Genomic DNA, 24,824 nt, shown 5'->3' with positions numbered 1-24,824 from the left:
CTTGTCGGCGTATCTCGCTTAAGTCCATTTAGTTAATGGTGACTTAATGCACTAATGAAGTCTGCCGCCGGCATGGGTTTGCCGTACAGATAGCCTTGCAGGAAGTTAACGTTATGCGCGGTCAGATAATCCGCTTGTGCGTGTGTTTCGACACCTTCGGCAACAATGCCCAGATCAAGCTTGGCCGAGAGTTCGATGATGGTGTCCAGAATGTGCCGCGAAAGCGCGTCAACGCCGATCATGGCCACAAAACTCTGGTCGATCTTGAGGAAATCCACGTTGAATCTTCGCAAGTAACCGAGGCTTGAGTGCCCGGTGCCAAAGTCGTCGATGGCGATCTTCACGCCCAGTGCATGCAATTGCTCAAACAGCTGCTGCGTGATCTCGGTGGGCTCGATCAGCTCGCGCTCGGTCAACTCCAGCACCAGACTGACGCTGTCGGGCGCGAAGGATGCGAGAAACTCTTGGCAATCTTTGACCAGTGCCAGATCCCGGCAATGACTCGCGGTAATGTTGATACCGATGTGAAACGGCGCGGCAAAGGTCGATGACCGGGGCCCAAGTAACGCCGCTGTTTGTCGCATCAAGGCGCGGGTCATCGGCACGATCAGCCCTGAGTGCTCGGCGAACGGGATAAACAAGTCCGGGCGCACAAGGCCTTCCTTGGGGTGATTCCAGCGCATCAACACTTCAGCGCCTGACCATTTCTTGCTGTCGCCGTGCACCACGGGCTGGAAGTACGGAACGAACTCGCCGGCTTCCAGGGCACGAAGCATTTCGTGGCTCGGCGAAGTCGAGCGCTTCTGCACGACGTGGCCGATGGCGCCCGACACCACACCAAAGAACATCAGCAGGCTGAACAATGGTGGGTACTGTTCGGCCATGTAGCGCCAGGTTTCACCCTTTGGAAAACCGGCCGAGACGCTGAACGCATACCGCGAAGAGTCCAGCATGGTGTGCGCCACCGGCAGCGCGGGCAGCACGCCCTGGCGAACCTGCCCATTGGCTGACATCCAGTTATCACCCACCTGCAATAACAGCAGTGTGTGCCGGCCGATCAGTCGCAGCATGTTGCTCAGGTGATAGCCATCCAGTGTCGTCAATGCACCACCGCGACCATCGCTGAGCCGGTACACCAGCAGCGCGGTGTTGGGTGTGACCGGATTGCCGTTCATCAACCACAACTTGCCCTGAACATAGTCGCCTGCTTTAACGGCTTCCTTGAAGTCGCCGAACAACGAACTGCAATAAAGATTGTTGTCCCATACCAGATTGGTCGAGCGCACGAAAGGGCGGCGGGTTACCTGCTCGCGCAGGGCCAGTTTGGCGTTTTCACACGGTTGACCGGCCAGCGGCAGTAGATCCCGGGCCGCCTGGGCTGTGCTGTCAAGCATCAACTCGAACTGAAGCAACGCCTCTTCGGCAGTCTTCTGTGAGCTCTGCGCAAGGGTGCGCTCGGCCTGCATGTACAGAATCACGCCACCCAGCAAGACTGGCAGCAGCGCGCAGAGCAGGGTGATAGCGATGCGCACGCTATGTTTACGGCGAGGTCTGACGGTCAACGGCATGGGCGCATCCTGTCGCGAATAAGTGAGGCGCCCGACATCAGACCCGGCACCGGTGCACCGCTGAAAAACACTTCAGCCAGTGGGCAGGATAGATGGCAGATGACACTTGCGCCGCTCATTGCGGGTTAAGTCGTGATGCCAGCTCGATAAAGGCCAGCGCCGCCGGTGATGCCTGACGCTGGTCGAGGACGGCGAGACCGACCTGGCGTTTAACTGCCGGCGACAGCGGTATTTTTACGTAACCGGGATGTGGCGAGTCCGGCAGCGAACCTTCGGCAATCACCGTGATCGCGTCGCCGCGGCTGACCGTCTCGAGCGTACTGAGTAATTGCGAGCAACGATAACGAATGTTCGGTTGCAGGCGTGCGGCGTTGAACAATCGCGACACCAGTTCCGACGACCCTGCCTCGGTCAAAATGAACGGATCAGCGCAAAGCGCTTTCAGGCTCAGCTCGGATCGTGTTGCCAAGGGATGCGCCGCGGGGAGCAGGGCGACCATCTGATCTTCGATCAAGGCAAACGTGTCGAAACGTTCTTCGGGCAGCACCACGAAACCGATGTCGATCCGCCGCTCTTCCAGCCACTGAACGACTTGCCGATCCGGTCCCTCATCAACATGCACTTCGATGCCCGGGTGGGCCTGGCGATAGTGCTGCAGAATATTGGGCAACAACTTGATCGATGAGGTTGGGCCGAATGATCCAATGCGCAGCGTGCCGCGTTTCATGCCGCGGGCATCGGCGGCTTCCTGGCGCATCGTATTGGCCAGGCCGAGCATGGCGCGGGCGCGCAGCAGCAATTGCTCGCCGATATCGCTGAGTTCCACTTGCGACTGATGCCGGCGCAGCAGTTCGACGCCAAGTTCCTGCTCCAGCAACTTCATTGCGTGAGACACCGCAGACTGTGAAATCCCTAACTGATGGGCGGCGAGAGTGAAACCGCGCAGTTCGGCCACCTGGGAGAAAATCTCCAGTTGAGTGAGGGTCATGAGTGTTTGCTCATTTTACGATGATCGGGAATGAGGCGAATGATACGTCATCTTTCCTTTCTCCCGTTTGGAGTGTCATGCGAAACGTTGAGCAAACCCACACAACCCACTGCGCAATGCGGGTCTATCTGACATTGGCGGCAGTCACCATGATATGGGGTGGAACATTTGTTGCCGGGCGTTTTCTGGCCGGTAGCCTCAGCCCGATGTTCGCGGCCAGCCTGCGATTTTTGCTGGCCAGCGTCGCGTTACTGGGTTTTTTATGGCTGGCGCGGATCCCGTTGGCGCGACCTTCGGTGCGCGAGTGGCTGCAACTGGCAGTGCTGGGGTGCTTCGGCATCTTCTTCTACAACCTGTGCTTCTTTTATGGTTTGCAGTACATCAATGCTTCGCGAGCCTCGTTGATTGTCGCGTTGAATCCCGCGGTGATCGGCCTCGCTTCCTGGCTGCTGTTCAAGGAGCGCCTTGGGAGCATGAAAGTCGCTGGCATCGCAATCTGCATTGTCGGCGCCGGGCTGGTGATCGTCAGTCGTAATCCGCAATTGCTGGCTGCGACGCCGGACGCGTGGATCGGCGATTTGCTGATTCTGGGGTGCGTGCTCGGCTGGGGTGTTTATTCGCTGTTTTCCCGTCGCCTCAACCAGACGATCGGCCCAGTGCAGACGGTGACTTATTCGATCCTCATCGGCACGGCAATGCTCTGGACGCTGGCAGCGGTGCGCGGGGAATTGAGTTGGGCTGGGCTGATTGAACTCGGCACACCACAGTGGCTGAGCCTGTTCTACCTTGGTGTCCTCGGCTCGGCACTGGCCTATATCGGTTACTACGATGGCATCCGCAAAATAGGTGCAACCCGCTCCGGCGTGTTCATTGCCCTGAATCCATTGACTGCAGTGATTCTCGGTGCCTTGTTGCTCGGCGAACAACTGACGCTGGCCATGGGGCTGGGGGGCGTACTGATCCTGGCGGGCATTTACCTGTGCAACAAACCCCTTGCGCCGGCGCCAGAAAAGCGGATTTTATAGAGAGGGCAGACAACCCTATTTACGCTGTGTAGAATCGGGTTACGCATACAATAATAATTCGTCTTCTGGCAGCAGAAGCCTCGCCCGCAAGAGCCTTGGGTCGACAATGAAGATATTCGGGTTTCAACTGATCTACGGTGACTTTCTCGCCCGCAGTGTGCGTGGCATCTCCTGTGCGCCACCCAGCTACCTCAGCATGACTGACAAATAACCCTGGTTAATTGATAAGAAATGATGAGGCGTCACCATGGCAGATTTATACGAAAACCCAATGGGCCTGATGGGCTTTGAGTTCATCGAGCTTGCATCGCCGGTCCCTGGCACTCTGGAGCCGATCTTCGAGATCATGGGCTTCACCAAAGTCGCCACCCACCGTTCCAAGAATGTGCACCTGTATCGTCAGGGCGCGATCAACCTGATCCTCAACAACGAACCGAACAGCGTGGCTTCCTACTTCGCGGCCGAGCACGGCCCGTCGGTGTGCGGCATGGCGTTCCGCGTCAAGGATTCGCAGCAGGCCTACAAGCGCGCGCTGGAAATCGGCGCCCAGCCGATCCACATCGAAACCGGGCCGATGGAGCTGAACCTGCCGGCGATCAAAGGCATTGGCGGCGCGCCGCTGTACCTGATCGACCGTTTCGGCGAAGGCAGTTCGATCTATGACATCGACTTCGTGTTTATCGAAGGTGTTGATCGCAATCCGGTCGGTGCCGGCCTGAAGATCATCGACCATCTGACTCACAACGTGTATCGCGGTCGCATGGCTTATTGGGCGAACTTCTACGAGAAGCTGTTCAACTTCCGCGAAATCCGCTACTTCGATATCAAGGGCGAATACACCGGCCTGACCTCCAAAGCGATGACCGCGCCGGACGGCATGATCCGCATCCCGCTGAACGAAGAGTCGTCCAAGGGCGCCGGGCAGATCGAAGAGTTCCTGATGCAGTTCAATGGCGAGGGCATCCAGCACGTCGCGTTCCTCTCCGATGACCTGATCAAGACCTGGGATCACCTGAAGAAGATCGGCATGCGCTTCATGACCGCGCCACCGGAAACCTATTACGAAATGCTCGAAGGGCGTCTGCCGAACCACGGCGAGCCGGTTGATCAACTGCAGTCGCGTGGCATTCTGCTCGACGGCTCATCGGAGCAGGGCGACAAGCGTCTGCTGCTGCAGATCTTTTCGGAAACCCTGATGGGCCCGGTGTTCTTCGAATTCATCCAGCGTAAAGGCGATGATGGTTTCGGTGAGGGCAATTTCAAGGCACTGTTCGAATCGATCGAGCGTGACCAGGTTCGCCGCGGTGTACTGGCGACTGAGTAAGCGATAAAAAAGCCTGGCTTCGGCCAGGCTTTTTCAGGTCAAAAGATCGCAGCCTTCGGCAGCTCCTACAGGGGATTTACCTTCCAAATGTAGGAGCTGCCGAAGGCTGCGATCTTTTGCTTTTCAAGGTCTGCGCTGTCGCATCAGATGTTTAAACCCTTCAAACACCAGCACCACAACCGCCAGCCAGATCGGAATGTAGGTCAGCCATTCGCCTGACTTGATGCTTTCGCCCAGGATCAGCGCGACACCCAGCAGTAACACCGGCTCAACATAACTCAACAACCCAAACAGACTGAACGGCAACAACCTGCTGGCAATGATGTAAACCACCAGCGCCGAAGCACTGATCAAGCCGAGCAGTGGAATCAGCCACATCAACCCCGGATATTGATTGAACACGTCCAGGCCTTGCTCACCACTCTGCACAAACCAGTAAGCGACCGGCAGCATCAGGGTCATGTCGACCCACAGCCCGCCGAGGTGGTCGGTTTTCAGATATTTGCGCAGCACGAAGTACAGCGGATAGCCGACCACGACCACCAGCGTCGCCCAGGAAAATCCGCCGACCTGATACAACTCGTTCAACACGCCCAGACTTGCAAAGAACACCGCGACCTTTTGCAGGTACGACAGGCTCTCGCCGTAGGCAATCCGCCCGGTCAGTACCATGGCCAGCGGCAGCAGGAAGTAGCCCAGCGACACGTCGAGGCTGTAACCGTTGAGCGGTGCCCACATGAACAGCCACAACTGCACGCCGAGCAGCGCTGACGAGACGACCAGCCCCCCGATGAGTTTTGGCTTGCCCGCCATCAGGCGAATCAACTCCAGCACCCGCCGCCATTCGCTGGAGACCAGCATGAACACCGTCATGCACGGCACCGTCAGGAGCATCCGCCAGCCGAAAATCTCCACGCCGCTCAACGGGGTGAGCAACGAAGTGAAGTAATACATGACGGCAAACAGCACCGAGGCTGTAACCGATAAAGCGATACCTTTAGACAAACTGTCCTCGCGGGTGGGTGATCAAACGGGGCGCGAAGGATACGTGGTTTTTGTGCTGAATATTGCTCGAGTGCTCGATATTCCACACATCCGTTATGACGCTGGGTCGAATCCATTGTAGGAGCTGTCGCAGGCTGCGATCTTTTTGATCCTGTTTACCAAAGCAGAATCAAATGATCGCAGCCTGCACTCGCTCTTGCAGAAAAATTACCGAGTAGCCTTTAACGGATTACTGAAGCGCTTGAGGTACATTTGGCCGAGCTTGTAAGAGGCATAGTCAGTCACGTGGCCAATGTCACGATAGACCGGAAAACCGTCGATGACCGTCGCGCAGGTCCCGTCTTGGCATTGAACACCTTTCGGATCAATAACAATCAGACTCGGGTACTCATCCTGCAGTTCGCTGAACAGCTTCGCCAATACCGGGTCTTCGCCACCCGACCATGGTGAGGTGGCGCACAGACTGCTCTGCTCGGTGCTTCCCATCCAGCCCCGCAACTTGACTCGTTTTAACAGGCATTCGTTGATACCCGCCGGCATGGGCATCGTGTTCATCAGGAAGATGGGCGTGGCGCCCGACTTGACGATGATGTCCAGGGCTTCGCGGATCGCCACGCCCAGACGTTGTTGTGATAGCTCAGTGCTGCGAGGATCATCCTGTTTCGTGACGATGTCAGCATTCAGGTAGGCCTCCCAGAATTGGCCAACGATCACGTACTCAAAATGGCTTTTGCTGATCAGGTCGTAATATTGCTGAGCGGCGGTATGGCACTTTTGATACAGCCCTCCCTTGTATTTTTTCTCGTCGTAGAGGTAGACCTTGGGCAGTGCCAGGCACGCCGGGTAACCCTGTGCGAGTGCTGACAGGTTGGCGTCTTTAGCCAGCGTTTCAACAAATCCCCAGTAATGGTTCGAAAACGAATCACCCAGCAGAAATACCTGCGGGTCTGCCTGGGCGGCACCCATGATGCAGCCGAGATCGGTGCCATCACTGACACCCAGGCATTTTTCCCGCTGGGCGGGGACATAGGCCTTCAGACCACTGAAGACCTGACTCGAATCTTCGCCAAAACGCTCGGGCCATCCATCGTGCTTCTTGCCGGCATTGTGCAGCAAAGAAAGTCCGATCGCGGGCACCAGCACCAGCAGTATCAGAGTTTTGGCAAAGCCAGCCCTTGGCTTGCGAAATTTGTTTTCGATGAGCACGAACGAAAGCCAGGCAATCACAAACGTGGCGACGAAATAGATGACCGTCACCATCGGCGTAAGCGTGATGCCGACATAGGCCACGAACGCCAGGATCGGCCAGTGCCAGAGATACAACGAGTAGGAGAGAGTGCCGATAAACACCAGCGGTTTGAAGGCCAGTATTCTGGAAGTGATGCTCGCATCGCCAATGCCCCGAAAGAGCAAGGCTGCGGTTGCGATACAAACCGCTATTGCGTGGTAGCCCGGGAACCCCGCGAGGATATCTTCCCGCGTCGCGCAGTAGAGAATCGTCGCCAGTGAAAGCGCACAGACCAACGATGCACTCAATCGATTGAGCCTGAATTTGTCCGTGCTGAAAATCACGGCACAGGAGCCGATCATCAATTCGAAAATTCGAGCGCTAAAGAGGTAGTAGTTTTTATCCGCCAGTGTGTGAGACCAGTACAAGGCCAGCGCCATGGCCGCCGCAGTTAAACCGAGGACCGTCACCTTGAAGGCTTTTTTCGCCACATAGCGGTTGAGCAGCCAAATGCCCAAGGGCAAGACCAGATACCACTGCCATTCGATGGCCAGAGACCAGGTGTGCAGCAGGGGCAAGGTCGCTGCATCGGGTGTCGCATAGCCGGTTGTCGCGTTGGAAAAATACTGGTTCGAGAGGAGTAACGAGGTGTACTTGCCGCTTTTCAGAAAATCGACATAGTCATCGGGCAAGTAAAGCAACGTGGTGATGATCAGTGTGGCGATCAGCAACGCAATGATGGCCGGCTGTAGTCGCCAGATACGGCGGGTGTAGAACCCCGAGAAGCTGAACGTCCCATTGTCCAGCGACTTCATGATGATCGAGGTCGTCAGATACCCCGAGATCACGAAGAAGATATCCACGCCGATATAGCCCGACGGAAACAACGTCAATCCGCCGTGAAAGATCAACACCAGCAGAACGGCAATCGCCCGCAGCCCGTCGATGTCTGCTCGGTATTCAATAGTGGGTTTGCGGTGCGGGGTAGCAGAGACCTGCGCCGAGGGTGACGGGGCTTCTGCGGTCTTATCATTGGTGCCGAGTGCTTTATGCCATATCGCGCGCAAAGGCTTCCATGCAAACTCAAAAGGGCGATTGAGCATTTACTTATCCTGAAACAGTCTCGAACGATCTGATTTGTTTTTGTGATTGCGCTCAATTCATTCGGAAAAGGCGCGATGCGCAGGGTATCAGAAATGTTACAGAGATTTTTTCAATCGCCTGGGTTCAGCTCAGATCTTGTAATCAAACGACCCACCACCGTGGCGCCTGCCTATTGAGAGCGCCAAGGCGGAGAGGAAAACGTCAAACCGAATGGGGTTTACGCCCTGACACAAAATGACTGACATCGTTGAACCCTGGTGTCGATGCATGCCCAGGCACCACCAGCGAATCGATAAACGCTTCATCTTCAGCCGTGATGCTGACTGCCTGCGCCTTGGTGTACGCATCCCACTGCGCTTGCGTGCGCGGCCCGACAATCGCCGACGTCACTGCACTGTTGTTCAGCACCCAGGCGATCGCAAATTCAACCATGCCCACCCCTCGGCCTTCGGTGTACTGCTGAATCTGCTGGGCAATGCGCAACGACTCGACCCGCCATTCGGTTTCCAGAATGCGCTTGTCCTGACGCCCGGCGCGGCTGTTGGCGTCGGGTGTCACATCCGGTGCGTACTTACCGCTTAGCACGCCACGGGCCAGCGGACTGTAAGGCACCACGCCGAGGCCATAGGTCTGCGCCGCGGTAATTTGTTCGGTTTCGGCCTGACGGTTGACGATGTTGTACAGCGGTTGGCTGATCACTGGCCGATCAACGCCGAGTTTATCGGCGATGCGAATCACCTCGGCAATCCGCCAGCCGCGATAGTTCGACAAACCCCAGTAACGAATCTTGCCCTGACGAATCAGATCGCCAATCGCCGCCACCGAGACCTCCAGCGGCGTGTTGTGGTCTTCGCGGTGCAGGTAATAGATGTCGAGGTAATCGGTGCCGAGCCGTGTAAGGCTGGCATCAATGCCGTTGAATATGTGTTTGCGGCTCAGGCCGCTACGGTTCGGCACGCCGTCCACCGGGCCAAAACCGACCTTGGTCGCCAGCACCCATTCATGGCGATTACCGGCAATCGCTTCACCGACGATCTCTTCGGAGCGGCCGTTGGTATACACGTCGGCGGTGTCGATGAAGTTGATGCCCTGATCCCACGCCTTGTCGATGATGCGCAGCGATTCCTCAGTGCTGGTCTGCTCGCCGAACATCATCGTGCCGAGGGTGAGGGTGGAGACCTGCAGTCCTGAGTGACCCAGTGTGCGATAGCTCATGCCGAAATCCTTTTGTCGGTGGGAAACTCTAATCAAATATCAGATGCGCTGCGTGAGACAAAGCAAAAAATCGCAGCAGCGACAGCGCCTGCACGGTGTACATCTATCCCGTGTTGGCGCTGCCGCAGACTGCGATCTTTTGATACGGCTTGAATCAGGCGCGCAATGTCCGCGTCATGCGCAACGCCAACACACTTCCGGCAACAATCACACCTGCCAGTAGATACAACGCCGCATCCGTCGAGCCGGTGCTGTCCTTGACCCAACCCACCAGGTACGGGCTGAGGAATCCGGCCATCTGTCCCATCGAGTTGATCAACGCCAACCCTCCGGCAGCAGCGCCCGCACTCAACATGGCAGTCGGCACCGGCCAGAACATCGGCAGGCCCGTCAACGCCCCCATGGTCGCGATGGTCAGACCCAGGATAGCGATGGCCGGATTGCCGGCGAAATTCACCGCAATCACCAGACCGATCGCGCCCATCAACATAGGCACCACCAGATGCCAGCGGCGTTCTTTGCGCAGGTCCGCAGAACGCCCGACCACCAGCATGAACACTGCCGCCAGCAGATACGGAATCGCACTCAACCAGCCGATCACCAGGTTATCGCTGAAACCGAGGTTCTTGATGATCGACGGCAGCCAGAAGTTGATCGCGTACACGCCGCTCTGGATGCAGAAATAGATCAGGCCGAACGCCCAGATCGCCGGATTCCTGAACACCGCCAACAGCGAATCGGTGGTGGTTTTCGGTTTGTTCGCCAGGTCCTCGGCTTGATCCGCTTCCAGTACCGCACGCTCATGCGCGGTCAACCATTTGGCCTTGGCAAAACTGTCGCTCAGCAGGAAGTAAGCCAGCAAGCCCAGCACCACCGTCGGAATGCCTTGCAGCAAAAACATCCACTGCCAGCCGGCCAAACCGCCTTGGCCCGCTGCGAAGTGATTGAGAATCCAGCCCGAAAACGGGCTGCCGAGCAGACCGGACACCGGGATCGCCGACATGAACAGCGCCATGATCCGGCCACGGCGGAAGGTCGGGAACCACTGCGAGAGATACAGCACAACGCCCGGGAAGAACCCGGCCTCGGCCGCACCGGTAAACAGGCGCAGGGTATAGAACTCGGTTGGTGTGGTGACAAACAACAGGCAGGTCGACAACGTGCCCCACGTGATCATCATCACCGCAATCCAGCGTCGCGGACCGAATTTGGTCAAGGCCAGATTGCTCGGTACGCCGCACAGCACGTAGCCGATAAAGAAAATACCGGCACCTAGGCCGTACACGGTTTCGCTGAATTTCAACGCGTCGAGCATCTGCAGTTTGGCAAATCCAACGTTAACCCGGTCGAGGTAGTTGAACAGATAGCAGATGAAAATGAAGGGGATCAGGCGCAGGGTAATGCGTTTGTAAACGGCGTTTTTATCATCGTCGATGGTCTGGGTAGCTGCGGCGCTCTGCGACATAGCGGCTCTCTCTTTATTATGATTTTTTGCGATGCAAAGGGTAACGTTGATCGCCCTGAGAGTCTCGGCCACCTTTGGCTGGATTGTCTTTGTGCCTGAGCACAGGGTTTGCCACCAGACCCTGTGCGGGTGACCAACCGTCCGCGCCTGTTTAGAAGGATTGCAGCCGTTATGTTCGAACTCGATCACGACCTCGCTCAGGACATCGTCGACCGGGCCATGGCCATTTTGCCGTACAACGTCAACGTCATGGACAGCCAGGGCTTGATCCTCGGCAGCGGCGAGCCGGAGCGCATCAACACCCGCCACGAAGGTGCGCAACTGGTGTTGGCCAACGGTCGCGTGGTGGAGATAGACGCGCCGACAGCCCTGCATCTGAAGGGTGTGCAGCCGGGGATCAATCTGCCGCTGTGGCTCGATCAGCGGTTGATAGGCGTGCTGGGCATTACCGGCGAACCAGAGCATCTGCGCACTTACGCCGAACTGGTGCGCATGACCGCCGAAATGCTGGTGGGCCAACGCAATCAGCAGGCCGAACAGCAATGGCGGCGCCAGCGCTGCGATGATCTGCTGGCATTGCTGCTGAGCGAAGCGGGGGATTCACCGCGTCTGGTCGACGAGGCGCAGCAACTCGGGCTCAAGCCGCAATTGACGCGCGTGCCGTATCTGTTCGAGTTGGGTCTTGAGCACGGGCCCGGGCAAACGGTCGAAGCGCTGAGTGCCTGGCTGACCTCGCGATACCCGGACAGTTGGTGCGTGAGCTCGGCCAAGTCGTCGCTGCTGTGGTGCCGGCCGGCCAGTCAAAACATCGAGCACGATCGTTTGCTGGAAAAACTCGACGGCCTGGGCTGGAAAATCCTGCGCATTGCGGTGGGCGGGCAGGCGGACGGGCTGGTCGGTTTGCGCCGTTGTTATCGCCGGGTCGGCGATCTGCTGGCCTACGGCCGCGAGGTGTTGCCCCATTCGCGCTTGTTGACCCTCAATCGCTATCGTCTACCGGTCATGCTCTGGCGCCATCGCAACGACGATGCGCTGGATGAACTGCTCAAACCACTGCGCAAGGTGATCGCCAAGGACGGCAACGGCCAATTGCTGGCGACGCTGCGCAGTTGGTGTGATCACGATGGCCAGAGTCAGGCCTGTGCCGATGCGCTGGGTATTCATCGCAACAGCTTGCGCTATCGGATGGAGCGGATTGCCGAGATCAGCGGGGTGGATCCGCTAAGGCTGGAGGGGATGCTGGCGTTGTATCTGGGTGTGCAGTTGTTGCCGCAGATTGAACCGGGTTGATTGCTGCTCTCACTGACGCCATCGCTGGCAAGCCAGCTCCCACAGGTTTTAGGGGTGTTCACAATATCTGTAGTCACCGAAGCCCCTGTGGGAGCTGGCTTGCCAGCGATGGCGCCGGAACATCCAGCATTAACACCAAGACCTTTTGTAGAAATGAACAATAAACGCCTGCGCCACTTGTGCAGCAGACAGGCGTCAATGCGCATGCCGACTGGCAGCATGAGGGGCATTGGAACTGGAGAATTCACATGAAGATCGTCATCGCCCCCGATTCGTTCAAGGACAGCCTGAGTGCCCAAGGCGTTGCCGAGGCCATTGCGCTGGGCCTGGCGCAAGTCTGGCCGCACGCCACGCTGGTCAAATGCCCGATGGCTGACGGCGGCGAAGGCACGGTCGAGTCGATTCTGGCGGCGTGCGAAGGCGAGTTGCGCCGCACTACTGTGCGCGGCCCGTTGGGCACAGCGGTTGATGCCGCGTGGGGTTGGTTGCCGCACAACCACACGGCAATCATTGAAATGGCCGAGGCCAGCGGTTTGCAATTGGTGCCGCCGGGCAAGCGTGATGCATGCATCAGCAGCACGTTCGGCACCGGCGAACTGATTCGCGCCGCACTCGATGCCGGTGCGCAACGGGTGATCCTGGCGATTGGCGGCAGCGCCACCAACGATGGCGGGGCAGGGGCGATGCAGGCGTTGGGTGTGAAGTTGCTCGACGCCCAAGGCCAAATGCTGGTGCCGGGAGGATTGGCGTTGGCGCAATTGGCGCGTGTGGATTTGACTGAACTTGATCCTCGTCTGGCGCAGGTGCGGTTTGATATCGCAGCGGACGTCAACAATCCACTGTGCGGCCCGCACGGTGCCTCGGCGATCTTCGGCCCGCAGAAAGGGGCATCGCCAGCGCAGGTACAACGACTGGATCAGGCCCTCGGTCATTTCGCGCAATTGTGCGCCGAGGTGCTGGGCAAGGACGTGCGCGATGAGCCGGGCAGTGGCGCGGCGGGGGGCTTGGGTTTTGCGGCCAAGGCATTTCTCGGCGCGCAGTTTCAGGCCGGTGTGGAGGTGGTTGCCGAACTGGTCGGGCTGGCCGAAGCCGTCAAGGGCGCGGATCTGGTGATTACCGGCGAGGGGCGTTTCGATGCACAGACGCTTCGCGGCAAAACCCCGTTCGGCGTGGCGCGGATTGCCAGGCACTATGCCGTGCCGGTGATCGTAATCGCCGGAACCCTGGGCGAAGGTTATCAAGAACTCTATGGCCATGGCATCGATGCCGCTTTCGCCGTGACCAGTGGTCCAATGACGCTCGAACAGGCCTGCGCCGAAGCACCACGACTGCTGCGCGAACGGGCTACCGATATCGCCCGTGTGTGGCAACTGGCCGCAAAACCCTGAGACATTCGCACTGCAAGAGCTGCCGAAGGCTGCGATCTTTTGATCTTGAGGTTAGAAACCAAGAGCAAAAGATCGCAGCCTTCGGCAGCTCCTACATAATGCGCCGTCGACATGGGCGGTCGGGTGTTTCACTGCCGTTACACCCTGAAAAATAGTTCATCTCTACCCACATCCTTCCTCAAGTCTGGCCGATACAGCCAACAGGCGCGCACAACAAATCCCAAAACAGTGACGCCGCACTGAAGCCCGTCCCGCGGGCAGGTGATCACGGCATGGATGCTCGTAGTTTCTATCCTCCGAGAGTCCAACTATGTCTTTGCGTAACCTGAATATCGCGCCCCGTGCCTTCCTCGGTTTTGCCTTCATCGCCTTGCTGGTGATTGTGCTCGGCGTGTTCGCCGTCAATCGCATGTCGATCATTCGCCAGGCGTCAATCGACATGGACTCAACGCAGTTGCCCAGCGTGACGCAACTCAGCGTGGTGACGGAAAACGTGCTGCGCCTGCGGATTCTGTCGTTCCGCGTGCTGGTCAATCGCGAGCCCGCTGGTTTGCAGGAGGCGCAGACTCGCATCAATGTGTTGGTGGAAAAAGTGCGCAATGCTCAAGCCAGCTATGCCGCGCTGCCCGCCGGCACAGAAGAGCGCGCGCTTTACCAGACATTCGTCACGACGCTGGACAACTACCTGCAAGCGCAGAGCCAGATGATGGAGCTGTCGCGTCAGGACAAACTCGACGAAATGCGCACCTTGATCAACACGCGCATCAAGGACGGCACCGACCAGATGGGCGAGCAGCTCAACAAGCTGATCGCAATGAATGCTGCCGGCGCCAAAGCCGCGTCGATTCAGGCGGGTAAGTATTACGACAGCGCCATCACCGGCATCATCATTGTCGCCGTCGTTGCTGCGCTGGCGACCGTGCTGCTGGCCTGGCTGCTGACTCGCAGTATCGTAACCCCACTGAACCGCGCCGTCGAAGCCGCGCGAACCATTGCTGGCGGCAACTTGAGCAAACGCATCGAAGTCGATGGCAAGGACGAACCGGCTCGCCTGCTCGAAGCCCTCGCAGCGATGCAAACCAACCTGCGCAAAACCATCGAACAGATCGCCGGGTCCGCGACGCAACTGGGTGCCGCTGCCGAAGAACTCAGCGCCGTGACCGAAGAAGCCTCACGGGGCCTGCAACAGCAGAACAATGAAATCGAACAAGCGGCCACCGCCGTCAACGAGATGACCGCCGCTGTCGAGGAAGTCGCGCGCAATGCCGTTTCGACCTCCGAAGCGTCGAACCAGTCGACTCACGCCGCCCGCGAAGGTCGCGATCAAGTGGTGAAAACTGTCGACGCGATCCAGACCATGACCCACGACGTGCAAAACACCTCGCACATGATCGAAGGCCTCGCCGCACAGGGTCGCGATATTGGCAAGGTGCTCGACGTGATCCGCGCCATCGCCGAACAGACCAACCTGCTGGCGCTCAACGCCGCCATCGAAGCAGCGCGTGCCGGTGAAGCCGGACGCGGTTTTGCGGTAGTGGCGGACGAAGTGCGCGCGCTGGCTCATCGCACCGCGCAGTCGACGCAAGAGATCGAAAAAATGGTAGCCGGCATCCAGAACGGCACCGGCGAAGCGGTTTCGTCGATGCAACAAAGCAACCAGCGCACCCAGTCCACTCTGGAAATGGCTCGCGCCGCCGGCGTTGCGCTGGAGCAGATCACCCAGTCGATCCACCAGATCAACGAACGCAACCTGGTCATCGCCAGCGCTTCGGAAGAACAGGCGCAGGTGTCGCGCGAAGTTGACCGCAATCTGGTCAACATCCGCGACCTGGCCACGCAATCGGCCGCCGGCGCCAACCAGACCAGCGCCGCGACCCACGAACTGTCGCGCCTGGCGGTGGATTTGAACGCCATGGTGACGCGTTTTGTGATTTGAGATAGGGTGAAGGCTGGACACTGCGCAATCAGGAGACGTGCATGCGCTATTCAGCCTTGACCCAACGAATCGCCGGCGAGGGCGCAGCGGCCTGGCAGATTCACGACCGAGCGCTGGAGTTGCGCGCCGAAGGTGTCGACATTCTGCTGCTGAGTGTGGGGGATCCGGATTTCGATACGCCGCTGCCGATCATCCACGGCGCGATCGACAGTCTGCTGGCGGGCGACACGCATTATTCCGATGTGCGTGGCCGCCTGGCGCTGCGCAAGCTGATTGCCGAACGTCATCGGCGAAGCAGTGGCCAAGTGGTCGATGCCGACCATGTGATCGTCATGCCAGGGGCGCAATGCGCCGTGTATTCGGTGGCGCAATGCCTGCTTGATCCGGGTGACGAGGTGATCATTGCCGAACCGATGTACGTCACCTATGAAGCTGTTTTCGGTGCGTGCGGCGCGACGGTCGTGCCGGTGCCGGTTCGCCCGGAAAACGGCTTCCGCGTCGATCCCGCCGATGTCGCGGCGCGCATCACGGCGAAAACCCGCGCCATGCTGCTCAACAGTCCCAACAACCCATCCGGTGCGAGCCTGTCGTTACTGATCTGGCAGGAATTGGCCGCCCTGTGCGTGCGTCATGACTTGTGGCTGATCAGCGACGAGGTCTATAGCGAACTTCTCTACGAAGGCCAGCACATCAGTCCGGCGAGCCTGCCGGGCATGGCCGAACGCACGGCGACAATCAACAGTCTGTCGAAATCCCATGCCATGACCGGCTGGCGCGTCGGCTGGTCGATCGGGCCGAAATCGTTGGCCGGGCATCTGGTCAATCTGTCGTTGAGCATGCTTTTTGGTCTGCCGGATTTCGTGCAGAAAGCCGCGCAAGTCGCGCTGGAGACCGACCTGCCGGAAGTGACGCAGATGCGTGAGGAATATCGCCTGCGCCGCGACCTGGTCTGCGAGCGCTTGCACGGTTGCCCGGGGCTGCATCCGGTCCGCCCTGATGGCGGCATGTTCGTGATGGTCGATGTGCGCCAGACCGGACTCGGCGCGCAGGCATTTGCCGAGCGGTTGCTGGAAGGGTATGGCGTCTCGGTGCTGGCCGGTGAGGCATTCGGGCCCAGTGCCGCGGGGCATATTCGCATCGGGCTGGTGGTGGATCGGGTGCGGCTGGCGGATGCCTGTTCGCGGATTTCGCTGTGTGCGGCGCAGCTGTTACAGGCGCGCAGTGCCTGAACGTTTTGCATCAGATGTACTGGCCTCATCGCTGGCAAGCCAGCTCCCACAGTGGTTAGTGTCGCTCACAAATGTGATGAACACCGAATAGCCTTTGGGAGCTGGATTGCCAGCGATGGGGCCCATTCAGGCACCGAAGTTCTTAAGCCTGCCAAGCCGCTGAGTTCACCAGATTCAAAGGCTTTTCACCACCCAACGCCGCCAACAAATTCTCCACCGCACACCGCGCCATTGCCTCGCGTGTCTCGTGCGTCGCCGAGCCCATATGCGGGGTTGCCACCACGTTATCCAGTTGCATCAACGGCGAATCCTGATTCAACGGTTCACGCTCGAACACGTCCAGACCTGCCGCACGAATCCGTTGATGGCGCAGTGCATCAACCATCGCTGCTTCGTCAACAACCTTGCCTCGCGAGATGTTGATGAAGATGCTTTCCGGACGCATCAACGCAAATTGCCCGGCGCCGATCAACCCCTCGGTCTGCGCCGTCAGCGGCAAGGTCAGGCAGATGAAATCGGCCTGCTTGAGCAAGTCTTCCAGGCTGCGGTACTGCGCATCAAAACGCGCCTCGACAGCCGGTTTACGCGACTGGCTGTGATAAATCACCGGCATGCCAAAACCGAAATGACCACGCTGCGCCAGCGCCTCGCCAATGCGGCCCATGCCGATGATGCCCAGCGTCTTTCCATGTACATCGGTGCCAAAATGCGCCGGGCCGAGGTTGCGCTGCCACTGACCGCTGCGCACCATGTTCGCCAGCTCGACCACGCGCCGGGCGGCGGCAAGGATCAGGGCGAAACCGGTGTCGGCGGTGGTTTCGGTCAGCACGTCCGGGGTGTTTGTCAGCAGAATCTTGCGGCGGGTCAGGTAATCGATGTCGTAGTTGTCGACGCCCACCGACACACTGGCAATGGCCTCCAGCTGTGGCGCCAGATCGAGCAATGTGGCGTCGAGTTTCAGGCTGGCGCCCAGCAAGCCATGGGCGCGGGGCAGGGCATCACGCAGTTGCATGAGGCCGTCGGCATCGAGGCTTTCGATCAGCGTCACATCAAACTGATCTTGCAGTCGCGCCATGAGCGCGGGCGATAGTTTCTTGTACAGGACGACCTGTTTTTTCATGGCAAAGATCTCTTCAGGAGTGAGCCGGCACGGCAGGCGTGGCGACGGCTTTGGCCACGACGCGATCACTGGCGCCGGGCTTGAGGAAAATCGTCAGCACCACTGACAGCAGCAATGCACCGCTCATCAGCAGATACGAAGAACCGGGCGAACCGGTCGAGCTGTTCAGGTAACCCACCAGGTACGAGCCGCCGAACGAACCGAGCGCGCCCATGCTGTTGATCAGCGCCATCGCGCCACCGGCGACGTTGGCCGGAAGAATCTCGGGCACGATCGCGAAGAACGGCCCGTAAGGTGCGTACATGCAGGCGCCAGCGATCACCAGCAGCGTGTACGACCACCAGAAATGTTCCGCACCGAGCGCGTAGGATCCGTAGAACGCAATGGAAGCAATCAACAGCGGCGGCCAGACGAAGCGTTTGCGTTTTTGCAGTTTGTCCGAGCCCCACGACACCACCAGCATGCCGATCACTGCCGCCAGATACGGCAGCGACGACAGCCAGCCGGCCTCGATCATGTCCATTTGCGCGCCAGCCTTGAGGATCGACGGCAGCCACAATACAAAGCCGTAGACGCCGATGCTCCAGCAGAAAAACTGCAAGGCCAGAATGATCACTTTCGGTGAACGAAACGCCTCGGCGTAGTTCTTCACTGCTTTGATGCCGACCTGTTCGGCGGCCAAGGCGCTTTCCAGATCGTGTTTTTCCTGGTCGCTGAGCCACTTGGCCTGGGCCGGACGATCATCGGCCAGTTTCCACCAGATAAACGCCCAGAGCACCGCCGGCAGACCTTCAATGATAAACATCCAGCGCCAGCTGAAATGCTGCACCAGATAACCCGACACCACCGACATCCACAGCATGGTCACCGGGTTGCCGAGGATCAGAAAGGTGTTGGCCCGCGAGCGTTCGGCGCGGGTGAACCAGTGGCACAGATAAACCAGCATCGCCGGCATCACCGCCGCTTCGACCACACCGAGCATGAAGCGGATGACGATCAGCCAATAGGCGTTGCTGACCACGCCGGTCAACGTCGCGAGCCCGCCCCAAAGGATCAGGCTGACGAAAATCAGTTTCTTAACGCTGTGTTTTTGCGCGTAGATCGCGCCGGGTACCTGGAAGAAAAAGTAGCCCAGGAAAAACAGTGCACCGAGCAATGAGGACAGGCCCGGTGTGATCATCAAGTCTTCGGCCATGCCGGACGCCGCAGCGAAACCGTAGTTGGCGCGGTCGAGATACGCCAGGCTGTAAGTGATGAACACGATGGGCATGATGTACCACCAGCGGCGGGCGGCGAGGGTTGCAGTTTTCATGGGTGTGACTCCTGAGCTTGTTGTTTTTGTCGCAGCAGGTTCAATTATTTGCGGTGACTAGGCTGGCCTCTTCGCGAGCAGGCTCGCTCCCACGGGGGGATGCATTCCAATTGTGGGAGCGAGCCTGCTCGCGAAGGCGGCCTCAAACTCAACGGATAACTCCAGGCGGGTCGGCAACCCCTCCATATCCCCGCGACTCTGTACCGCCCGACTGCCAATCCAGTTCGCGCGCCGCACGGCCTCGGCAAAACTCTGGTGCTCCAGCAGGGCGCTGATCATGCCCACCGCAAACCCGTCACCCGCGCCAACCGTATCGACGACATGGGTCACCGGCACCCCGGCAACAAAGCCCTGATCCAGTTGCGTGCGGTAATAGGCACCCTGCGGCCCGAGCTTGATCGCCACCGCTTCGGCGCCCTGATCGAGATAAAACGCAGCGATATCTGCCGGGTCTTCAAACCCGGTGAGCAAACGCCCTTCGCTCAAGCCCGGCAGCACCCAATGGGCAAGGGCGGCGAGGCGGTTGATCTCGCCGATCATCTCGCGCTCGCTGGCCCACAGACTCGGGCGCAGGTTGGGGTCGAAAGACACGCTGCGCCCGGCATTGCGCATGCGCGTCATCAGCTCGAATGACATTTCCCGCGCCGTACCGGACAGCGCGGGAGGAATGCCGGTGGCGTGCAGATGCCGAGCGTTCAGCAGTTCGGGCGTGATCGATTGCGGCGACAGATGACTGGCCGCCGAGCCACGACGGAAATACTCGACCTGCGGGTCGCTGCCATCGTCGCAACGGGACTTGAACTGGAAGCCGGTAGGATGCGTTTTGCAGACTTCAACCTGGCTGCAATCCAGACCCTCGCGCGCCAAAGTGTCGACGACAAAACGGCCGAGCGAATCATTGCCCACCCGACTCAGCCACGCGACGTTGAAACCCAGCCGCGACAAGCCGATCGCCACGTTGCTGTCGGCGCCGGCAATGCGTTTGTGGAAGTGCTCGACCTTTGCCAGGTCCCCGCTTTGCTCGGCCACCAGCATCGCCATGGTTTCGCCGAACGACAGAATATCGATCTCAGACATGAGCTGGCTCCAGGCGGGATTGGCCGAGGCGGGCGAGGGTGGCGACGTGTTCGGTGGTCAACTCCACCAGGTCATCGCCCTGCAACGGATATTCGGCGGCGCGCATAACGCCTTGGTCCATGTGCCGCAGCAGTTGCTCCCACAGATGCAGGTCGCTGACGGCGGGCGGCACTGCTACCAACTTGCCGTCGGCGCGCCGGGCCACGGCTTTGCAATGCACATAGCCCACGTGCCGACCGAGCAGGCGTGCGGCGTTGGCAGCGGATTGGTCCTGCCACTGCCAGTTGCCGATATCGAAGGTCATTTTGATCGGCAAGTTGTGCTGCTCAACAGCATTAAAGAAGCGTTGGAACGCCTCGATCCGCCCGCCGTGCAGCGTCTGGTCGTTTTCCACCAGCAGGTGCACCGGGCTGTTGCCGAGCAGTTGCTGCAAAACCGTCAGATCACAATTGTCGGTGAAGTAGCCGAGGGACACTTTCAGCCATTTGGAACCGAACGCCTCGGCGTGTTGCAGGGCCGTGATCAGTTCAGGATTGGGGCGCGCCTGGCCGGCCAGCCACAACTCGGTCGGCGAGGAATAGATGCTTTGCAGGCCCAGTGCCTGAGCGGCTGCGCTCAACTGTGCGGGGTTCTCGCGAGTCAGCAACTCTTCGCGCCACTCGATACGATCGGCCCCGGCAGCGGCCAGCACGTCGATAAAAAAGTCCTGCCCGCGTTGGCGCACTAGCTCGGCGCCGTAGCTGGACAGGCTGATGGAAACGGCAGGTTTATTCATTGTTGTTGACCTCTGAAACCGGTTTCATTTTTGTTCAAAAAAATATCAGTCAGTGCTGTGTTGCTTTCGAGCGCCTCATCGCTGGCAAGCCAGGACCCACAGGTTTAGTGAGCGACACGGACATAGTGGGAGCTGGCTTGCCAGCGATGAGGCCCGATCAATCACTGCAAAACCCCCAGGGTGGAACCTCGTACGACCAACACCGGCGCAAAATCCACCACCCGCGCCGCCTCATCATCCCCACGCAAACGCTTGAGCAAACACTCGAATGCTCGCGCACCAATCGCTTCCGTTGGCTGCGCAAGCGCAGTAATTCCGCTGCCCACCAGCGGATACCAATCCAGATCATCCAGGGCAATCAAGCCGATATCCTCGAACAGCCGCGAACCGATCTTGCGCAACGCATGAGTGGCGGCCAGCGCCGCCACGCCATTGGCACAAAACAGCGCTTTCGGGCCGAGATCAGGTTTGTGTAAAAAGGTTTGAAGATGCGTCGCGAGATCGTCGCCGGTTTCCACCACCGCCCCATTCAATGCAGAGCGCTGCTGTAGCTGCGTCTGAAAACTGCTGACTCGTTCGATCCGCGAACTGGTGCCGTCATAGGGTTCAGTCACCAACAACACGTCGCTATAACCACGTTGTTCCAGGTGGGCCAGGGCCATTTCCACTGCCTGCGGGTTGTTCAGCCCGATCATGTCGCTGTCGAGCCCGTCGACCTTGCGATCCACCAGCACCAGCGGCATCTCGCGGCGCAACTCGTGCAACTCGTCACGGTGATGGCCGAGGGTGTTCACGATCAGCCCTTCGATGTTGTACGAGCGCAATAGCGCCAGATGCTGGCGCTCCTGCTCGTCATCGCGGTCGGTGTTGCACACCACCAGGCTGTAGCCGTGCGCACGGCAGGCAGTTTCCACCCCGTGCATCACGGCAATTGAATAAGGGTTGCGGATATCGGCCACCAGCATGCCGATCAGGCGTGTGCGCCCGCGCTTGAGGCCACGGGCCATCTGGTTTGGGCGATAGCCGAGTTCATCGATAGCCTGTTCTATGCGCAAAGCGATTGCATCGGAAAGCAGGGCGCGGTCGTCGCCAATGAAACGCGAGACGCTGGCCTTGGATACGCCTGCGCGCTCGGCGACATCAAGCATGGTGACGCGGCTGCGCTGGGCGGCGGAGAAGTCGTTCATTAGCGAACCTGTTTATTGTTGGAATAGCGCTGAAACCGGTTTCAGGGAATCCGATATTACGTAATGCCGTCAAGCGATTTTCTTAAAAGTTTCGAGGCTTTTCCGATAGGCGGTCGTTTCACCTGTCAGATCTGACAGTAGTCAACTCGCTCGGCAGGTCGTTTAATCCAACTGCGGATATTGCTCAATTCCAAGATATAAAAGAGGAAGACTTTATGTCGAACCAAGGGCCTCTGGACTTCAAGCCACCGAGCGTGAATGGAGTGGAAGATCCAGATTTAGATCCAGATGGTTATATCCCTCTTGATTTGTTGCTGGCAGGCATTGAAGTCGTTGTTCCCCTCTGGCCGAGTCATGCGACAGGCCCCGATGATCGGGATTTATTGACTGTATATTTTGACCAGCCTGGGCAACCGCTCATCAAGATCGAGAATATTTACAAAGCCGCGGATATAAAACCCCAGTTTGTTATTCCTATCAATGCCAGCCATTTACAAGTCAACGGGCAAGGCAAACTTTGGTATGAATTACTGGATACCGCCGACCATCGTAGCAAATCAGAACCGCGCACTCTTACAATTGATCACGCCCCTGTTCCGATGACCCTGACACCGCCAGGCTTTCTTTACCTGAATTTAAATGGATATTTAAATTGCTTTACCCAACCACCGATCTGGGATGGCATTTTTGTCACTGTCCCACCCTTGACGGGGTTCAATCCTGGAGATCGCCTTGAATTGCAGTGGAGAGGCTATTCCAGTTTAAATGGAAGTGGTGTGGAATATGTGCGCGCGCGAAAGAAGATTGTAAATCCAGCCTTGAGTGATGAAGATATCAGGCAAGGCTTTAAGGTAATTGTCGCGCCATACGATGTTCATATAAAGCCAATGGCTAAAAATTCATCTGCTGTTGTTCGGTATCGAATATTGCGCGGCCGACGACTCGTTGGAGTTTCAAAAATTGGGGTCGCGAAAATTGACAGAAAATTACCCGGACATGATCTTCTATGCGGGCCGTAGAAGAGCGTGGTGTAACAGTTGAGTTGTATCAATAGCTAAATGTTTTTTAGTGGGTTCACCAAAACTGCAAACACATGGAGAGAATCATGAACGCTATAGTTGAACGGGCCAGACTATCCAGAATGGCTGTACTCAAAGCCAGATCTACCTTGGAAAACAACATTGCCATGGATCCGAGACCTGCTACATTTCCGGCGCAGACGATTCCTTCTGATCTGCGCATTCCAAAAGCGGCGCTTGCCGCAGACTTGGATTATCTCGTTCCAAGGCCGTCGCTTGAAGATGATGACGATGCTTTTCAGCCGCAGATCCGTAGGAAAGGCACTACCGTGTGGTTAGATATCCTTACTGGTCAGTTCGAATTTCTGGGACCTGTAGCTGATCGAGACTGGAGTGTGCCGTTCAAGATTCCACAGCGTTTTCTGATAGAGGAACGAACTCCAGAAACACCTACAGAATGGGAGTTTCGTTATATATTTTATGCCGGCGGCACCAATGACGTTGCGTCTGCCATATCGACCTTCGCTGTTGATCTTACGAAACCTGGCGAAGTAAAAACCCCGCCGTCGGATCGTACGCCTGCCGCAGCCTCATGGCCTGCGGATCTTGGGCCGACTGCTCCCATCAATGACGAGTACCTCGAAGGTAAAACCGGCATCATCGTCAAACCGGCGATTCCTGCAAACTTTGAACCGACTGACGTGTACAAGTTTTATTTCGGGCCTGCGCCCGATCCTGGCCGTGACATCCCGGTTTTTGACGGGGTGTTGTCGGCCAATCAGGACGCGGAAATTCCAAAAAGCGTCTTTGTGAATGCTGGAGAGGGTCTCAATCGACTGATTTATACCTCCACGGATGTCGTGGGTAATATCGGGCGCCGATCGAACTTCAGTCAGCGTGAGGTTCAGCATGCCATGGACCCGGATCCTGCTACAGTCAAGCCTCCAGTCGTAACGCTGGCCAATGGTGTAGATGGCGATAACCTGATCGATCTGAAAGACACCCAGGTGGACAGCCAGGGCGTGGAGTTTAAAGTCACGGTGCCTACACCCAATGCTGGAAGCGACACAATTGTCGGCTTTTGGGGGGGGCAGCAGGTGGGTGCTGAGCAACGAGTTGGTAGTGACGCGGAGTTAACGTTTTATGCTCCTTACGACATTGTAAAACAGATATATGGCGATACTGACGGGATCGTCATGACCAACGTCAGCTACACAATGTTTCGAGGCACCAGAGATCTGGCTAAATCAGACGTTGATATTGACGTTGATATTTCATTCATTGGCCCGGATCCCATTACGATAGGGCTCGATCCGCCAACATTGACGACATCAGCGGGCAATAACGACGAAATCAGAGAAGGCGATTACGGAGATGACGCAATCACTGCACATATCCTGCTGTTCTCCGCTCCACCCACAGAAGAGGGGTGGTTGATCGACCTGGGCGGTTACAGGAGCTGAGTGCAACACGGTTATTGAATTGAAGCTGGAGCATCATGCCGCATAGCCATAGCTTCCTGCATCACCTCGTCCATAACCTCGATCGGACACTTGAAGTCGAAGCGCT

Annotated in this window: 19 protein-coding genes; 8 read left to right on the top strand and 11 right to left on the bottom strand. The window is 58.1% G+C overall.

Annotated elements, in window-relative coordinates:
• Positions 1 to 32: 32 nt before the first annotated feature.
• Complete coding sequence (locus JJD74_RS15490) at positions 33 to 1,568, bottom strand: EAL domain-containing protein (protein ID WP_200615221.1); 1,536 nt, start codon at positions 1,566 to 1,568, stop codon at positions 33 to 35.
• A 115-nt stretch (positions 1,569 to 1,683) separates the two neighbouring features.
• Entirely contained in the window at positions 1,684 to 2,556 is an 873-nt protein-coding gene (locus JJD74_RS15485) for a LysR family transcriptional regulator (protein ID WP_042559340.1), read from the bottom strand.
• 77 nt (positions 2,557 to 2,633) lie between these two features.
• Here JJD74_RS15485 and JJD74_RS15480 point away from each other — a divergent pair, with 77 nt between their 5' ends.
• The gene (locus tag JJD74_RS15480) at positions 2,634 to 3,581 is read left to right on the top strand and encodes a DMT family transporter (RefSeq protein ID WP_200615219.1); all 948 of its coding nucleotides are present in this window, start codon (positions 2,634 to 2,636) and stop codon (positions 3,579 to 3,581) included.
• 247 nt (positions 3,582 to 3,828) lie between these two features.
• The gene (gene hppD, locus JJD74_RS15475) at positions 3,829 to 4,905 is read left to right on the top strand and encodes a 4-hydroxyphenylpyruvate dioxygenase (protein WP_042559338.1); all 1,077 of its coding nucleotides are present in this window, start codon (positions 3,829 to 3,831) and stop codon (positions 4,903 to 4,905) included.
• A gap of 123 nt (positions 4,906 to 5,028) precedes the next feature.
• Here hppD and rarD read toward each other — a convergent pair whose 3' ends face one another.
• From rarD to JJD74_RS15455, 4 genes are all read right to left on the bottom strand, one after another.
• The gene (gene rarD / locus JJD74_RS15470; protein ID WP_042559337.1) at positions 5,029 to 5,910 is read right to left on the bottom strand and encodes an EamA family transporter RarD; all 882 of its coding nucleotides are present in this window, start codon (positions 5,908 to 5,910) and stop codon (positions 5,029 to 5,031) included.
• A 207-nt stretch (positions 5,911 to 6,117) separates the two neighbouring features.
• A complete protein-coding gene (locus JJD74_RS15465; protein WP_200615217.1) occupies positions 6,118 to 8,241 on the bottom strand; it encodes an acyltransferase family protein in 2,124 nt (707 codons plus the stop codon).
• Positions 8,242 to 8,443: 202 nt separating this feature from the next.
• On the bottom strand, positions 8,444 to 9,457 hold the full coding sequence (locus JJD74_RS15460; RefSeq protein ID WP_115146922.1) for an aldo/keto reductase: 1,014 nt from the start codon (positions 9,455 to 9,457) through the stop codon (positions 8,444 to 8,446).
• A gap of 154 nt (positions 9,458 to 9,611) precedes the next feature.
• The gene (locus tag JJD74_RS15455) at positions 9,612 to 10,922 is read right to left on the bottom strand and encodes an MFS transporter (RefSeq protein WP_042559335.1); all 1,311 of its coding nucleotides are present in this window, start codon (positions 10,920 to 10,922) and stop codon (positions 9,612 to 9,614) included.
• A gap of 171 nt (positions 10,923 to 11,093) precedes the next feature.
• Between JJD74_RS15455 and JJD74_RS15450 the strand changes: the two genes are divergently transcribed.
• From JJD74_RS15450 to JJD74_RS15435, 4 genes are all read left to right on the top strand, one after another.
• The gene (locus JJD74_RS15450) at positions 11,094 to 12,212 is read left to right on the top strand and encodes a sugar diacid recognition domain-containing protein (protein ID WP_042559334.1); all 1,119 of its coding nucleotides are present in this window, start codon (positions 11,094 to 11,096) and stop codon (positions 12,210 to 12,212) included.
• Between the two features lie 248 nt (positions 12,213 to 12,460).
• Complete coding sequence (locus tag JJD74_RS15445; protein ID WP_200615215.1) at positions 12,461 to 13,600, top strand: glycerate kinase; 1,140 nt, start codon at positions 12,461 to 12,463, stop codon at positions 13,598 to 13,600.
• Between the two features lie 310 nt (positions 13,601 to 13,910).
• Complete coding sequence (locus JJD74_RS15440; protein WP_200615206.1) at positions 13,911 to 15,536, top strand: methyl-accepting chemotaxis protein; 1,626 nt, start codon at positions 13,911 to 13,913, stop codon at positions 15,534 to 15,536.
• Between the two features lie 41 nt (positions 15,537 to 15,577).
• Positions 15,578 to 16,765, top strand: a complete 1,188-nt coding sequence (locus JJD74_RS15435; protein ID WP_042559331.1) for a pyridoxal phosphate-dependent aminotransferase — start codon at positions 15,578 to 15,580, stop codon at positions 16,763 to 16,765.
• A gap of 142 nt (positions 16,766 to 16,907) precedes the next feature.
• On the opposite strand, the gene JJD74_RS15430 is transcribed toward JJD74_RS15435, so the two are convergent.
• From JJD74_RS15430 to JJD74_RS15410, 5 genes are all read right to left on the bottom strand, one after another.
• The gene (locus JJD74_RS15430) at positions 16,908 to 17,885 is read right to left on the bottom strand and encodes a 2-hydroxyacid dehydrogenase (RefSeq protein ID WP_042559330.1); all 978 of its coding nucleotides are present in this window, start codon (positions 17,883 to 17,885) and stop codon (positions 16,908 to 16,910) included.
• 13 nt (positions 17,886 to 17,898) lie between these two features.
• Entirely contained in the window at positions 17,899 to 19,197 is a 1,299-nt protein-coding gene (locus JJD74_RS15425; RefSeq protein ID WP_042559329.1) for an MFS transporter, read from the bottom strand.
• A gap of 57 nt (positions 19,198 to 19,254) precedes the next feature.
• Positions 19,255 to 20,274: a sugar kinase gene (locus JJD74_RS15420; RefSeq protein ID WP_047301398.1), complete on the bottom strand. Its 1,020-nt coding sequence runs from the start codon at positions 20,272 to 20,274 to the stop codon at positions 19,255 to 19,257.
• A complete protein-coding gene (locus JJD74_RS15415; RefSeq protein ID WP_200615204.1) occupies positions 20,267 to 21,049 on the bottom strand; it encodes an AP endonuclease in 783 nt (260 codons plus the stop codon). The genes JJD74_RS15420 and JJD74_RS15415 overlap by 8 nt, the downstream gene beginning before the upstream one ends.
• A gap of 161 nt (positions 21,050 to 21,210) precedes the next feature.
• Positions 21,211 to 22,236, bottom strand: coding sequence for a LacI family DNA-binding transcriptional regulator (locus JJD74_RS15410; protein WP_200615202.1), 1,026 nt, complete (start codon positions 22,234 to 22,236; stop codon positions 21,211 to 21,213).
• A gap of 215 nt (positions 22,237 to 22,451) precedes the next feature.
• On the opposite strand from JJD74_RS15410, the gene JJD74_RS15405 reads away from it, so the two are divergent.
• Both JJD74_RS15405 and JJD74_RS15400 read left to right on the top strand, forming a co-directional pair.
• Positions 22,452 to 23,255: a hypothetical protein gene (locus JJD74_RS15405; protein WP_080963926.1), complete on the top strand. Its 804-nt coding sequence runs from the start codon at positions 22,452 to 22,454 to the stop codon at positions 23,253 to 23,255.
• 86 nt (positions 23,256 to 23,341) lie between these two features.
• Complete coding sequence (locus tag JJD74_RS15400) at positions 23,342 to 24,718, top strand: hypothetical protein (protein ID WP_200615200.1); 1,377 nt, start codon at positions 23,342 to 23,344, stop codon at positions 24,716 to 24,718.
• Positions 24,719 to 24,824: the final 106 nt, after the last annotated feature.

This window comes from Pseudomonas sp. MF6776 (assembly GCF_016613125.1).
GTDB lineage: Bacteria > Pseudomonadota > Gammaproteobacteria > Pseudomonadales > Pseudomonadaceae > Aquipseudomonas > Aquipseudomonas iridis.
The sequence above is the reverse complement of the archived record's forward strand: the minus strand, read 5'-3'. Positions and strand labels throughout refer to the sequence as shown.